This window comes from Nocardioides sp., from assembly GCF_036374615.1.
GTDB lineage: Bacteria > Actinomycetota > Actinomycetes > Propionibacteriales > Nocardioidaceae > Nocardioides.
On the sequence record NZ_DASUTK010000148.1, the window covers coordinates 1 to 12,860 of the forward strand.

A 12,860-nucleotide genomic window follows, 5' to 3' on the forward strand; every position below is an offset into this window, starting at 1 on the left:
GGCATCGGCGAGCAGATCGCCAGGGTGCTGCACCGCGACGGCGCCACCGTGGTCGGCCTCGACGTGCCCCAGGCCGCCAGCGAGCTGCAGGCCCTGATGCGCGAGCTCGACGGCGAGCACCTGAGCCTCGACATCACCGCCAAGGACGCACCGCAGCGGATCGCGCGGCACCTCTCCGAGAACCACGGCGGCGTCGACGTCGTCGTCCACAACGCCGGCATCACCCGCGACAAGAAGCTCGCCAACATGGACGACGAGCGGTGGCGATCGGTGCTGAACGTCAACCTGATCGCGCCGGAGCGGATCACCCGGCACCTGCTCGACGAAGGGCTGGTCCGCGAGAACGGCCGCATCGTCGGCGTCTCGTCGTTCTCCGGCATCGCCGGCAATGCCGGCCAGACGAACTACGCGACCTCCAAGGCCGGCATGATCGGCCTGGTCGAGTCGCTGCGGGACGATCTCTCGGACGGCATCACGATCAACGCCGTCGCACCTGGCTTCATCATCACCCAGATGACGGCGAAGATGCCCTTCGCCCCGCGCGAGGTCGGTCAACGACTGAACGCCATGGCGCAGGGTGGACTGCCGGTGGACGTCGCCGAGGCGATCGCGTGGTTCGCCGACCCGCGATCGACCGCCGTCAACGGCAACGTCGTCCGGGTCTGCGGCCAGATGATGCTGGGGGCCTGATGCCGGTCCCGACCATGCTCAAGGCGGCCCTGCCATCGATCCCGGTGGTCAACCAGCTCCCTGGGATCCGGAAGCGCCCCGGCTCCGACCCGAGCACGCTCGGGGCCCGGGTGCGCGAGGCGGCCCCGCTGGACCGGCATCACGCAGCGGCGTACGCGCTCGTCTGCGGCTTCGACCCGCGCGACACAGTGCCCCTCCCCTACCCGCACGTGCTGGCCTTCCCGTTGCACATGCAGCTGATGACGGACCCCGGCTTCCCGTTCGCGCCCGTCGGGACGCTCCACCTCGAGAACTCGATCACGAGCCACCGTCCGCTCTACCCGGGCGAGCCGCTGGGCATCGAGGTCCGCGCCTCGGCGACCCGGCCGCACGCGAAGGGCACGGTGGTCGACTTCCTGGCCGAGGCCCAGGTCGACGGCGAGCCGGTGTGGGAGTCCACCTCGACCTACCTCCGGCTCGGTCGCGGTGACGACCGGGCCACCGGCGGCATGACCTTCGAGCACACGCCGACAGCCACGGTGGAGTGGCGGCTCGCCGGTGACATCGGCAGGCGGTACGCCGCGGTCTCGGGCGACCACAACCCGATCCACCTCTACCCGCTGACGGCCAAGGCGTTCGGCTTCCCGCGGCAGATCGCGCACGGGATGTGGAGCCTGGCCCGCTGCGTGGCCGCCCTGGAGAACCGGCTCCCGGACCAGGTGACGGTCGAGGTCGCCTTCAAGAAGCCGGTCCCGCTGCCGGGCACGGTCGGGTTCGGCCACGAGCGCATCGCGGACGGACAGGCCTTCGCGCTCACGCGACCGAAGGACGGGGCCCCTCACCTCGTCGGCCGCGCCGTCGGCGCCTAGCGTCCGGCGGCATCCCAGAGTCGCTGCTCGACGGCCTCGTCCATCCCGGTCCCCGCGCGCGTCGTGGCAGGGTCGGGTACCCCTTCACGCTCGAGCCAGGCCCAGGTGTCGGCCACGGTCTCGATCGCCGGCCGGCAGACCAGCCCGGCGGCGTACGCAGCCGAGACGTCGCAGTCGTGAAGGGCCGCCAGCTCGCCGGTGGGCGGGGTCCAGATCGGCAGCTCGGTCCACGGCTGCACTCCCGAAACCTCGATCACCTCCGGCGTGAGCCACACGAGCTCGGCGTCGGCCCCGGTGACGCGGACGCACTCCTCGAGCACCTCACCGATCGTGGTGTGGCCCGGGACGCTCACGGTGTTGAGCTCTCCGGTCGGACGGTGGTCGAGCACCCACGCAGCGAGGTCGCGGGCGTCGATCAGCTGCAACGGCCGGCCGTGCGGACCGGGCGCCGGCACCCGGCCGCCACGGGCGATCCGCGTGAGCCAGAACGGCAGCCGCCCGACGTTCTCGTACGGGCCGAGGATCAGCCCCGCACGCAGGAAGCCCGCCGGACCGTCGAACTCCTGCTGCACCGCCAGCTCGCCGCCACGCTTGGCCGCGGCGTAGTCGTCGGGATCCGTCCCGGCCGGGTCGGCGGCCACGACCGGCGCGCTCTCGTCCAGGCCGAGCGGGGGCGGCCACTGGTACACCGAGCGGCTCGAGACGTAGCCGTAGTAGCCCGCCCGGCCGGACAGCAGCCGGGCGCTGTCACGAACCGCGACCGGGGCGTGCGACCAGGTGTCGACCACCAGGTCGAACTCGTCGTCGCCGAGCACCCTCGCCACGGCGTCGGGGTCGAGCCGGTCGGCGTGCCTCGCATCCACCTCCGGCGAGGTCACACCGCTGACACCGCGGTTGAGCGTGACCACGTCGTGGCCGCGCTCGAGCGCGGTCTCGACGGCCGCCCGGCCGACATGGTGTGTTCCTCCCAGCACCAGCACCTTCATGGCGGCCATGCTCGCCGCCCGTGGCCCGCCGGGGAAGCGCGTTCGCCAGCGGCAGAACCGGAGAGGTCAGCGCGGGTTCCCGAACACCAGCCGGGTCTCGGTGGCCCGGGCGGCGGTCGGCTTGGCCGCGCGTCGTTGGGAGAACGTGGCGGTGGTCGGGTTCCAGACACCGACGTCGGTGCGACCGTTGCCGTCCCAGTCACCAGTGACCGGCAGGTCGCCAGGGACGCCGAACGGCACCTGGGCGGTCCAGGCCAGCCCGTCCGCGTCGACGATCCGCAACGTGAACGTCGCTGTCGCCTGGTCGTACACCCCGAGGTCAGTGCGACCGTCCCCGTCCCAGTCACCGGTGACGGGCAGGTCGTCGAGGTCACCGAGCGCGACCCGGGACCTGGTGCCGTCGGCGGCACGCTGGACGAAGCGCCCGGTCGCGGCCTTGCGCAGGCCGACCTCCCAGCGGCCGTCCCCGTCCCAGTCGCCGGCGATCGGGAGGTCGCGTGGTCGGCCCAGTGCGAACCGAGTGACCCCGGCCGGCGTCTTGAGCCGGAACCGCGAGTACGCCGGGACGCGCACGCCCGGGTTCGCCTTGCCGTCGCCGTCCCAGTCCCCGAGGAACGGCTGGTCCGTCCCGTTGCCGAACCCGATCTCCAGCGGTGCCTGGCCCACCCGCTGGACGACGAACCGCCCCCGCTGGGTGCGGCGGAACACCACGACCTCGGCTTCCGGCCCGTCGGCGAAGTCGCCCGCCAGCGGGACGTCGACACAGTTCTGCGAGACGAGAGTGGAGCCGAAGGTGAAGGCCGTGCCCGCGAAGTACGGCGGGAGCACGGTGTTCCCGCGCCGCTCCTCGAAGTGGAGGTGGGAGCCGAAGGAGTTGCCGGTGTTGCCCACCGTCCCGAGCTGCGCGGCCTGGTCCACGGTCTGGCCGACGGAGACCGTCAACTGGTCGAGGTGCGCGTAGATCGTCCGCTCGTCGTCGGCGTGCTCGACCATCACGTAGTGCCCGTAGCCGCTCGTCCCCTTGGGCTCGGCGCGCACCACAGTGCCGGGCGCGGCCGCCACGACCGGGTCACCGGCGTCGTCCGTCCGGTTCCAGTCGATCGCCCAGCTGCTCGGGCTGTGCGTGCTGCGCGTGGTCCCGGTCCAGGCCTGGCCGCACGGGAAGGGCATCTGGAAGGCCGTCTGCGGCGACGCCCCAGCGCGAGCGTCTCGGAGGAGGTGTTCCTGCGGGTACTTGCGCTCGTGCTCGCCGGCGACCGCCGGCGCGACCGCCAGCGCGGTCAGGAGCAGCGTGCCCGCTGCCAAGGAGGGCAGGAACACGCGAGTAACAGCAGTCACGACAACCTCACGGGGGATCAGGCGTCACAGGGCGCGACCACCGTAGGGCGGTTCCGCGAGGCTGTCCGGAAACTACATCGTTGTGATTGACAAATCCTCGCGTGGACGGCTCAGCGGTCGCGCCGAGGGCGGATCAGCCCCTCCTGCGCGGCGCTCGCCACCAGCCGGCCCTCGGGGGTGAAGACGCGGGCCCACGCGAGTCCGCGGGCGCCCTGGGCGGCCGGCGACTGCATGTCGTAGAGCCACCAGTCGTCGGCCCGGAACGGGCGGTGGAACCACAGCGTGTGGTCTAGCGACGCCATCTGAACCCGGTCCGGCGTGACGTCGTGCGCTGCGAGGGTCGCCCCGAGCAGACCGATGTCACTGGCGTAGGTGAAGGCCGCGAGGTGGATCTGCGGATCGTCGCCGAGTCCGTCCCCGACCCGGATCCACATCCGGGCGCGGGCCGGGTGCTCGCCGTCGTCGGGCAGGTTGTAGCGGGAGTGGCCCACGTAGCGGGCCTCGAGCGAGGCCCACTCCTTGGCGAGCGCGTCGGACTCCTTGTTGCCGCTGCTGCGCAGCAGGTCGGCCATGTCGAGGCCCTGCTCGGGGGCGGGCACCTCGGGCATCCGGTCCTGGTGCTCGTACCCCTCCTCCGCGCGCTGGTAGCTCGCGGACTGGAAGTAGATCGGGCGCCCGTGCTGGCGGGCCACGACCCGCCGGGTCGCGAAGGAGCGACCGTCCCGCAGTTGCTCCACGTCGTACACGATCGGCACCGCGGTGTCACCGGGCAGGAGGAAGTGGGAGTGCAGCGAGTGCACGCCGAACTCGGCGTCGACCGTGCGGGTGGCCGCCACGAGCGCTTGGGCGGCGACCTGGCCGCCGAAGACCCGCTGCCGGTCGGTGTCGGGTTGTCGACCGCGGAACAGGGTGGTGTCGATCCGCTCCAGGTCCAGCAGCTCGACGAGGGACTTCGCCGAGACCGTCACCGGGCGTCACCCGGGTCGTCCGGCTGGTCCACGTCGGGGCCGTCGAGACCGGCGAGGAACTGCTCGAACTGCTGCCCGATCTCGTCTCCGGTGGGCAGCGGCTGGTCCGCAGCCAGCAGGCTGGAGCCGGAGCTCTCGGCGCGCTCGAACGCGTCGTACTGCTGCTCGAGGGCGATCACGACGTCACCGACCTCCTCGTTGGCGGCGAGGTAGCGCGCGACCTCGGCCTCCCGGTCCTCGGCCTCGGCACGGAGACCCGACAGGTCGATGGTCAGCCAGGCCGCGCGCTCGACCTGCTCGAGCAGCGCGATCGAGGCAGCGGGGTACTCGAGCTGCGCGAGGTAATGGGGCACGTGGGCGACGAACCCCATCGCGTCGTGCCCCCACTCGCCGAGCCGCACCTCCACCAGCGCCTGGGCCGACGACGGGATCCGGAGCTCCCCGCGCCACCGGCTCTCGCCGCTGAGGAGCTCGGGGTTGTTGGCGTGCGGGGTGATGGCGATCGGGCGTGTGTGCGGCACCGCCATCGGCACCGACCCCATGGACACCACCCGGCTGACGTCGAACCGCTCGACGACGCTCCGCACCGCCTCCGCGAATCCCTCCCAGCGGTTGTCCGGCTCGGGGCCGTGAAGCAGCAGGTACGGCGTGCCGCCGGTGTCGCGGACCAGCCGCACGACCAGGCGCGGCGGGTCGTACGCCTCGTAGTGGTCGCGCACGAAGGACATCGGGGGCCGGCGGGCGCGGTAGTCGTGGAACTGGTCGACGTCGAACGTCGCGACCACCCGGGCCCCGGCGAGGTCGACCAGGTGCTGGGCAGCCCGCGCGGCGGCACTGCCCGCGTCGAGGAAACCGTCGAGCGCTGCCACCATCGGCAGCCGGTCGACGCCCGCGAGCTCCGGGACGTCGTCGACGATGTGGACCAGCGGCTCCCTCACCTGGCGGTCTCCTCGACCGTCGACTCGCGACGGCCGAGTCGACTGTTGCGCATGCCGTAGGCGAAGTAGACGATCAGTCCGATTCCCATCCAGACCAGGAACCGCACCCACGTGCCACCGCTGAGGTTCAGCATCAGGTAGAGGCACATCAGCACCGCGACGCCTGCCACCAGCGGTGCGGCCGGGACCCGGAAGCCGCGCGGCAGGTCGGCGCGCGTCCGCCGCAGCACCACGACGCCGGCGCTGACCAGGACGAATGCGAACAGGGTCCCGATGTTGACCAGCTCCGCGAGCGTCGACAGCGGCACGAAGCCCGCGATCGCGGCCACCGCGACGCCGGTGATGATCGTGAAGATGTAGGGCGTCCCGAACCGGGGATGCACCTTGGCCAACGGGAGCGGCAGCAGCCCGTCACGAGCCATGGCGAAGCCGACCCGCGTCTGGCCGAGCATCAGGATCATCGCCACCACGATCAGCCCGATGCAGGCGCCCACCGCGATCACGTCGCCCATCCAGTCCAGCCCGTTGACCGTGAAGGCGGTCGAGAGTGGAGCCGCGTCGTCGGGGTCGATGTCGCGGAAGTCCTGCATCCCGGTGATCACCAGGCTGACCGCCATGTAGAGCACGGTGACGATGGCCAGCGAACCGAGGATGCCGCGCGGGACGTCGCGCTGGGGGTTGTGCGTCTCCTCGGCGGTCGTGGCCACGATGTCGAAGCCGATGAACGCGAAGAACACGATGGCGGCGCCCGCCACCACGCCGGCGATCCCGTAGACGCTCGGCTCGAGGCCGAAGATGCTGGACAGCAGCGTCACGTCCATGAACCCGCCGGCCCCCTCGGGCGCGGCCTCCGACGGCGGCACGAACGGCGAGTAGTTGTCGCGGTCGATGTAGCCGATCCCGGCCACGATGACCAGGAGCACCACGGCCAGCTTGATCGCCACCACGACCTGGTTGAGCCGGCTGGAGAACTTGATGCCGACGATCAGCACCGTCATCACGGCCAGGGCGACCAGCACCGCCGGTAGGTTGAACAGCCCGTCCTCGGCCGAGCTCAACGAGGCGGGGATCTCGAACGGCGTACCGTCGAGCAGCTCCTGCAAGTAGCTGGAGAAGCTCGTCGAGAGCGCGGCCGACCCGATCGTGAACTCCAGCACCAGGTCCCACCCGATGATCCAGGCGATCAGCTCTCCGAACGTGGCGTAGCTGAACGTATAGGCGCTGCCGGCCACCGGCACCGTGGACGCGAACTCGGCGTAGCACAGCGCCGCCAGGCCACAAGCCAGACCCGCGATCGCGAAGGAGATGGCGATCGCAGGCCCCGAGTTCGACGCCGCGACGGTGCCGGTCAGCACGAAGATCCCGGCGCCGATGATGACGCCGACTCCGAAGACCACCAGGTCGAGGGCGCCGAGGGTCTTCTTGAGCCGGTGCTCCGGCTCGTCGGTCTCGGCGATGGACTGCTCGACGGACTTGGTGCGGAACAGGTTCATAGCAGCCAACCTACGATCAAGTGCGGTTGGCAGGCGACCCAGCCGTCCGGGTGTCCACCACCGGCTCGGCGAGCCCGGTGACCTCCTCCACGATGCCGCGGGCGAGGGTCTGGGCGTCGAGACCGATCCGCTCGAGGATCACCGCGCGCTTGGCGTGGCCGAGGAACTCCTGCGGGATCCCGTGCAGCCGGACCGGCGTCGTGACGCCGGCCTGGTTGAGGGTCTGGAGCAGCGTCGCTCCGCAGCCGCCCACCACACCGTTGTCCTCGAGGTGGACGACCAGTCCGTGGTCACGGGCCAGGTCCACGAGCGCCCGGTCGACCGGCTTGACCCACCGCGGGTCGACGACCGTGACACCGATCCCCTGGGCCACCAGGCGCTGCCCGACCTCGACCGCGGTGGTCGCCATCGCGCCGACTCCGACGATGAGCACGTCACGCGCGCCGTCGCGCAGCAGGACGTCGACGCCGCCGACGCGGTCGATCGCGTCGATGTCGTCCGGCGGCGGTCCCTTGGGGAACCGGACCACGGTCGGCGCGTCAGACACCTCGAGCGCCTCCCCGAGCTCCTCGCGGAGCCGCGCCGCGTCGCGTGGCGCGGCCAGTCGCAGACCGGGCACGACCTGGAGCACCGACATGTCCCACATGCCGTTGTGACTGGCCCCGTCGTCGCCGGTGACACCGGCGCGGTCGAGCACGAACGTGACGCCGCACCGGTGGAGGGCGCAGTCCATCAGCACCTGGTCGAAGGCACGGTTGAGGAACGTCGCGTAGACGGCGACGACCGGATGGAGGCCACCCATCGCGAGGCCCGCGGCGCTTGTGGCGGCGTGCTGCTCGGCGATGCCGACGTCGAACGTGCGCTCGGGGAACCGTGCCTCGAAGTGGTGGAGCCCGACCGGATGCATCATCGCGGCCGTCAGCGCCACGACGTCGGGGCGGCGCTCGCCGATCCGCACCATCTCCTCGGCGAAGACGTCGGTCCAGATCCCACCGGTCGGGTGCTCCTCGCCGGTCTCGACGTCGAAGGGCCGGGGCGAGTGGAACTGGTCGGCCTCGTGCTGCTCGGCGGCGTCGTACCCGAAGCCCTTGCGGGTGAGGGCGTGCACGATGACCGGGCCGTTGAAGCGCTTGGCCTGCGTCAGCGCCTTCTCGACGGCGGCGAGGTCGTGGCCGTCGACCGGCCCGACGTACTTCAGCCCGAGATCCTCGAACAACCCCTGCGGGGCGAGTGCGTCCTTCATGCCCTTCTTCATGGCGTGGAGGACGTCGTACGCCGCCGGCCCCACGCCCCGGACGGCGGTCAACCGCCGCTTCACCTGGTCGAGCACCTGCTCGTAGCGAGGGTTCGTACGCAGCGAGGCGAGTGCCGTCGCGAGACCCCCGACGGTCGGGGTGTAGGAGCGCTCGTTGTCGTTGACGACGATCACCAGCCGGCTCCGCTTGGCGATCGCGATGTTGTTGAGGGCCTCCCAGGCCATCCCGCCGGTCAGCGCCCCGTCGCCGATCACGGCGACCACGTGCCGGTCCTCGCCTCGCACGGTGTAGGCCTTGGCCAGCCCGTCGGCGTAGGACAGCGCGGTCGACGCGTGGGAGTTCTCGACGATGTCGTGCTCGGACTCGGCCTGGCTCGGGTAGCCGCTGAGGCCCCCCTCCTGGCGGAGCTTGTCGAAGCCCGCCTGGCGGCCCGTCAGCAGCTTGTGCACGTAGGTCTGGTGGCCGGTGTCGAAGACGATCCGGTCGGTCGGGCTGTCGAACACGCGATGGATCGCCATCGTCAGCTCGACCACGCCGAGGTTGGGCCCGAGGTGCCCGCCGGTGCGCGAGCAGGCCTGGACCAGGAAGTCACGGACCTCCGCTGCGAGGGTCTCGAGCTCGACGGGCGTGAGGTCGCGCAGGTCGCGCGGCGTCGTGATCTGGTCCAGCAAGCCCATGGCAGCCCAGCCTACAGACGAGCCGCGCCCAGCTCATATGCACGGCCCGCCCTCGCCGGCGGACCACGCGGCGTACCGCTCGGACGCCAGGAAGGACGGGAGCGCGGCCTTCGCCGCGGCAGTGAGGTCGAGGGCTCGGGCCCGCTCGACGTCGACGAAGACGATCCGCCGTCCCTCGCGGCAGTCCACGTCGGCGTCGGTGAGATCGCACTGGGCCGCGAACAGCCGCATCACGTCGTCGGTCCCGGTGTGGGCATGGAACACGGTGTACTCGCCCACGAGCTCGAGCGTGATGCCGAGGTCGGCCGGTCGGAGACCGGTCTCCTCCTCGAGCTCGCGGTGGGCGCCGACGAGGAAGTCCTCCCCCGGCTCGAGGTGACCGCCGCAGAAGCCCCACTTGTCCGGGTCGATCGGCGCGTGCTCGTCGCGCTCCTGCAACAGCAGCCGCCCCTGCCCGTCGACCAGCACCACCCCGGAGAAACGGGTCATCAGCCGGTGTACGGGATCTCGGTACGCCACTGGCCGGGGTCCTGTCTCGCGGCGGCATGGAGCGCCGCCGCGACCCGGTCGGGCGTGAACGCTCCCTCGTCGGACAGCGTGCCGCGGACGGTGACCGACACGGCGCGGATGCCGTCTGGCTCGAGGGTGGCGTCGATGCTCTGCACCAGGTTGCGGAGCCCCGCTTTCTGCACCCCGAGCGACGCGGCCCGGTGCCAGGGCCGGTCGGCGGCCATGCTGCCGGTGGCGGTGACCCGACCGCCCTCGGTCATGAACGGGCGAGCCGCCTGGAGCGCGGTGAGGAGCGCACCCACGCCCAGCCGGACGTCGGCGAGCAGGTGGTCGACGCTCAGCGTCAACGGATCCTCCTCGCGGAACGCGCTCGGGTTGAAATGGAGCACGTCGATCCGGCCGAACGACTCGCCCAGACCGGTCACGGCAGCCCGCGCCGCCGCGTCGTCGGTGATGTCGGCGACCGCGGGCATCGCGGTCGCGCCCCGCGCCCCGAGGTCGGTCACCAGCGTGGCGAGCTGCTCCTCATGGATGCCGACCAGTCCCACGTCGTGGCCGTCGTCGGCGTAGCGTCGCGCCAACGACCCGCTGACCCCGGGCCCGGCGCCGATGATGACGACCACAGGTCTGCTCATGGCCTCGACGCTACTAGGGACGGCGCCTCTCAGAGTCGGGCGACGTAGCGGCGGCCGCGCAACGCCTCCTCGACCAGTCCGACCGCCCGTCGTACGGCGAGCAGCCTCGCCTCCTCGAGCTGGAACGTCTGCAGGGCGGCGTCGACCACCGCCAGGTCGGCGACCTGTCCGAGGTCGGCGCGAGCCTCGCTCAGCCCGCGCCGGCAGGCCGCCTGGTTGGCCTCCACGTGCAGCACCGCGAACCGCGCCAGCACCACGACGTGTCGCCGCAGTCCGTCGTAGCGTCGGTAGTCAGGCGGGCACAGGTCGAGCAGCCAGGCCGCCGCCGTGCGCTCCCAGTCAGGAGCATCGGGCGGGCGGACCTGGGGCGGCCATCCGGGCGGGGCAAGCGGGCGCGTCATCAGCTCATGCTAGTCGAACATGTGTTCGACAGGGAACCGCGTCATACATCGCGGTGGCGTCCGTGTCCTCTATGGGGGTATCGCATGGGGGTGTCGCATGGTGGTGAGCAACGCAGGTCGGAGTCATAGTGCAGTGGTGACGAGAGAGGTCGTGGCCGAGGAGCTGGCGCCCGAGGCCACGAGCGCCGGGCGCGCCCGTGCCCTGCTCCGACGCGCTCTTGCCGGCCACGAGCGTGAGGACGACCTCGATCCGGCACAGCTCGCCATGAGCGAGATCGTCACGAACGCGCTGGTCCACGCCGGAACCCCCATGTCGCTGCGGATCCTGCTGGCGCCGCACGGGCTCCGGGTCGAGCTCAGCGACGGCAGCCAGCGGATGCCGACGCGGCGCGAGTTCGGGGACGCGGCGGCCACCGGCCGCGGGCTGCACCTGGTCGAGGAGCTCACGTCCCGGTGGGGCGCCTATCCCGACGGACAGGGCAAGGTCGTCTGGTTCGAGCTCGGCGACGGCGAGCAGGTGTGGGACCTGGCCGAGGGCGACGACGCGAACGACGCCTCCGTCGTGGTCGTCGACCTCGTCCACATGCCGCTGCTGATGCACCATGCGTGGCAGGAGCACGCGGCGAACCTGTTGCGTGAGCTGCTGCTGGTCCGGCTCGACGCCGACCTCAGCGCGATCGAGGAGCATGCGAGTGCCAGCGATGCCCTCGGGCTGCTGGCGCAGCAGGTGCCCGCCCCCGACGTCGGGCTGGTCCCGTCCACGGTCATGTCACGCGCCACCGGCCCCGGCATCTCGGCACCCAACGTGCAGCTGCTGGTGCCGCGCACGTCGGTCCCGAACTTCGCCGCCCTCGACGTCATGCTCGACGAGGCGTTGCGCCTCGCCGAACAGGGTGAGCTGATGTGGCCCCCGACGCAGCCGGAGATCCAGGCGATGCGTCGCTGGATCTGCGACCAGGTCGGATCACAGGCGGCCGGGGAGCCGTCGGTGGCCTGGTCGTCCTACTTCACCCCGCCGCGCCGCAGTCCCGACCACCCCGAGGTCGACTGGGATACGAGCGAGGTGCGCGACTCGGCCGAGGCGGTCCTGGCCGCCGACGACGCGAACCGGATCCTCGCGATCAGCCGCGCGGCCGTCGACCTGCTGGGGTTCGACGAGCCCGGGGAGCTGGTCGGTCAACGGCTGATGTCGATCATCCCGGAGCGGTTCCACCAGGCGCACATCGCCGGCTTCACCCTGCATCTCGTCAAGGGGCGACGCCCGCTGATCGGCAGGCGCGTGACGGTGCCGGCCCGACGCCGGGACGGCTCCGAGGTCGTGGTCGATCTCCGGGTCGACGTCGAGCGGCTCCCCTCGGGGCGCAGCGTCTTCATCGGCCGGTTCTTCTGCTGAGGGGGTCACTCGCCGTACCGCTCCCGCACCGCGGCGAGCACGTCTCCTCGCAGGCCCACGGCATCGTGACGCCAGAAGGGGTCCGGGTAGACGAGCCGGCCGGTCACGCCGCGGTCGTCGAGCACCGCGACCTGGAAGGCGGGTGCGGGGATGCGTTCCGAAGGACGCAGGAACCCGCGCGGGGCGGCCGGCTCGAAGCCCCGGCGTGAGTAGTAGTCCGGCGAGCCCTCGAGGAAGACGTAGGGTTCTCCGCGCTCGCCCGCGGCATCGAGCGCGGCCTCGATCAGCCGGCCCCCGATCCCGCTGGCCTGGCGGGCTGACACCACGCTGAGCGGGCTGAGGACGAGCACGTCGACCAGCGCCTCCTCGGCGTCGACCCACCCACGCTCGAGGGCGACGTGGCCGATCACGACGTCGCCGTCGACCGCAACCCGCTCCACCTCGATCGCCCCGGCTGCCCGGAGGTCGGCGACCAGGCTCGCGACCGAGCCGTCGTCGGCGAAAGCGTCCCTGACCACGGAGGCGACGGCTGCATGGTCGTCCGGGCCGGCGTCCCTGATGTCCACGACACTCAACCCCGGAGGAACGAGAACCGCACCTCGCGCTCGACATTGTCGACGTTGAGGTCGACCAGGCAGACGCTCTGCCAGGTCCCGAGCGCGAGCCGGCCCTCCAGCACCGGCACGGAGGCGTACGGCGCGACGAGGGCGGGCATCACGTGACTGCG

General features: G+C 71.6%; 14 protein-coding genes. 3 read left to right on the forward strand and 11 right to left on the reverse strand.

The genetic code is table 11. The annotated features are described in order from the left end of the window. The coding region (locus tag VFZ39_RS11550) for an SDR family oxidoreductase (RefSeq protein WP_330865902.1) at positions 1–690 on the forward strand (690 nt) is incomplete at its 5' end. Further along, positions 690–1,538: a MaoC family dehydratase gene (locus tag VFZ39_RS11555; RefSeq protein WP_330865903.1), complete on the forward strand. Its 849-nt coding sequence runs from the start codon at positions 690–692 to the stop codon at positions 1,536–1,538. The genes VFZ39_RS11550 and VFZ39_RS11555, both read left to right, overlap by 1 nt. Here the strand turns inward: VFZ39_RS11555 and VFZ39_RS11560 are convergent. The 9 genes from VFZ39_RS11560 to VFZ39_RS11600 all read right to left on the reverse strand — a co-directional run bounded on the left by VFZ39_RS11560 (position 1,535) and on the right by VFZ39_RS11600 (position 10,740). Then, entirely contained in the window at positions 1,535–2,524 is a 990-nt protein-coding gene (locus VFZ39_RS11560) for an NAD-dependent epimerase/dehydratase family protein (RefSeq protein ID WP_330865904.1), read from the reverse strand. The two genes, VFZ39_RS11555 and VFZ39_RS11560, sit on opposite strands and share 4 nt — an antisense overlap. A 66-nt stretch (positions 2,525–2,590) precedes the next feature. Further along, on the reverse strand, positions 2,591–3,862 hold the full coding sequence (locus VFZ39_RS11565) for a peptidoglycan DD-metalloendopeptidase family protein (protein ID WP_330865905.1): 1,272 nt from the start codon (positions 3,860–3,862) through the stop codon (positions 2,591–2,593). A 110-nt stretch (positions 3,863–3,972) separates the two neighbouring features. Then, a complete protein-coding gene (locus tag VFZ39_RS11570) occupies positions 3,973–4,830 on the reverse strand; it encodes an acyl-CoA thioesterase II (protein ID WP_330865906.1) in 858 nt (285 codons plus the stop codon). Next, the gene (locus VFZ39_RS11575; RefSeq protein ID WP_330865907.1) at positions 4,827–5,768 is read right to left on the reverse strand and encodes a PAC2 family protein; all 942 of its coding nucleotides are present in this window, start codon (positions 5,766–5,768) and stop codon (positions 4,827–4,829) included. Before VFZ39_RS11575 ends, VFZ39_RS11570 begins: the two co-directional genes overlap by 4 nt. Beyond that, positions 5,765–7,261: an amino acid permease gene (locus VFZ39_RS11580; protein WP_330865908.1), complete on the reverse strand. Its 1,497-nt coding sequence runs from the start codon at positions 7,259–7,261 to the stop codon at positions 5,765–5,767. The genes VFZ39_RS11575 and VFZ39_RS11580 overlap by 4 nt, the downstream gene beginning before the upstream one ends. Positions 7,262–7,277: 16 nt before the next feature. Next, the gene (gene dxs, locus VFZ39_RS11585) at positions 7,278–9,194 is read right to left on the reverse strand and encodes a 1-deoxy-D-xylulose-5-phosphate synthase (RefSeq protein ID WP_330865909.1); all 1,917 of its coding nucleotides are present in this window, start codon (positions 9,192–9,194) and stop codon (positions 7,278–7,280) included. Between the two features lie 33 nt (positions 9,195–9,227). Then, positions 9,228–9,683, reverse strand: a complete 456-nt coding sequence (locus tag VFZ39_RS11590) for an NUDIX hydrolase (protein ID WP_330865910.1) — start codon at positions 9,681–9,683, stop codon at positions 9,228–9,230. After that, positions 9,683–10,339: an SDR family oxidoreductase gene (locus tag VFZ39_RS11595; protein ID WP_330865911.1), complete on the reverse strand. Its 657-nt coding sequence runs from the start codon at positions 10,337–10,339 to the stop codon at positions 9,683–9,685. Before VFZ39_RS11595 ends, VFZ39_RS11590 begins: the two co-directional genes overlap by 1 nt. Positions 10,340–10,368: 29 nt before the next feature. Then, complete coding sequence (locus tag VFZ39_RS11600; RefSeq protein WP_330865912.1) at positions 10,369–10,740, reverse strand: hypothetical protein; 372 nt, start codon at positions 10,738–10,740, stop codon at positions 10,369–10,371. Between the two features lie 136 nt (positions 10,741–10,876). Between VFZ39_RS11600 and VFZ39_RS11605 the strand changes: the two genes are divergently transcribed. Continuing rightward, positions 10,877–12,133 (forward strand): ATP-binding protein, encoded by a 1,257-nt coding sequence (locus VFZ39_RS11605; protein ID WP_330865913.1) that lies wholly within the window; start codon positions 10,877–10,879, stop codon positions 12,131–12,133. A 5-nt stretch (positions 12,134–12,138) separates the two neighbouring features. Here the strand turns inward: VFZ39_RS11605 and VFZ39_RS11610 are convergent, their stop codons facing one another. Together VFZ39_RS11610 and VFZ39_RS11615 are read right to left on the reverse strand one after the other, a co-directional pair. Further along, positions 12,139–12,699, reverse strand: a complete 561-nt coding sequence (locus tag VFZ39_RS11610) for an N-acetyltransferase (RefSeq protein ID WP_330865914.1) — start codon at positions 12,697–12,699, stop codon at positions 12,139–12,141. A 5-nt stretch (positions 12,700–12,704) separates the two neighbouring features. Then, positions 12,705–12,848 (reverse strand): YjbQ family protein, encoded by a 144-nt coding sequence (locus VFZ39_RS11615; RefSeq protein ID WP_330865915.1) that lies wholly within the window; start codon positions 12,846–12,848, stop codon positions 12,705–12,707. Positions 12,849–12,860: the final 12 nt, after the last annotated feature.

Excerpts from the sequence above, each read along its gene's own strand:
- VFZ39_RS11555 (WP_330865903.1), top strand. The coding sequence starts at position 690 with ATGCCGGTCCCGACCATGCTCAAGGCGGCCCTGCCATCGATCCCGGTG.
- VFZ39_RS11600 (WP_330865912.1), bottom strand. The coding sequence starts at position 10,740 with ATGACGCGCCCGCTTGCCCCGCCCGGATGGCCGCCCCAGGTCCGCCCG.
- VFZ39_RS11590 (WP_330865910.1), bottom strand. The coding sequence starts at position 9,683 with ATGACCCGTTTCTCCGGGGTGGTGCTGGTCGACGGGCAGGGGCGGCTG.
- VFZ39_RS11560 (WP_330865904.1), bottom strand. The coding sequence starts at position 2,524 with ATGAAGGTGCTGGTGCTGGGAGGAACACACCATGTCGGCCGGGCGGCC.
- VFZ39_RS11615 (WP_330865915.1), bottom strand. The coding sequence starts at position 12,848 with ATGCCCGCCCTCGTCGCGCCGTACGCCTCCGTGCCGGTGCTGGAGGGC.
- VFZ39_RS11595 (WP_330865911.1), bottom strand. The coding sequence starts at position 10,339 with ATGAGCAGACCTGTGGTCGTCATCATCGGCGCCGGGCCCGGGGTCAGC.
- dxs (WP_330865909.1), bottom strand. The coding sequence starts at position 9,194 with ATGGGCTTGCTGGACCAGATCACGACGCCGCGCGACCTGCGCGACCTC.
- VFZ39_RS11580 (WP_330865908.1), bottom strand. The coding sequence starts at position 7,261 with ATGAACCTGTTCCGCACCAAGTCCGTCGAGCAGTCCATCGCCGAGACC.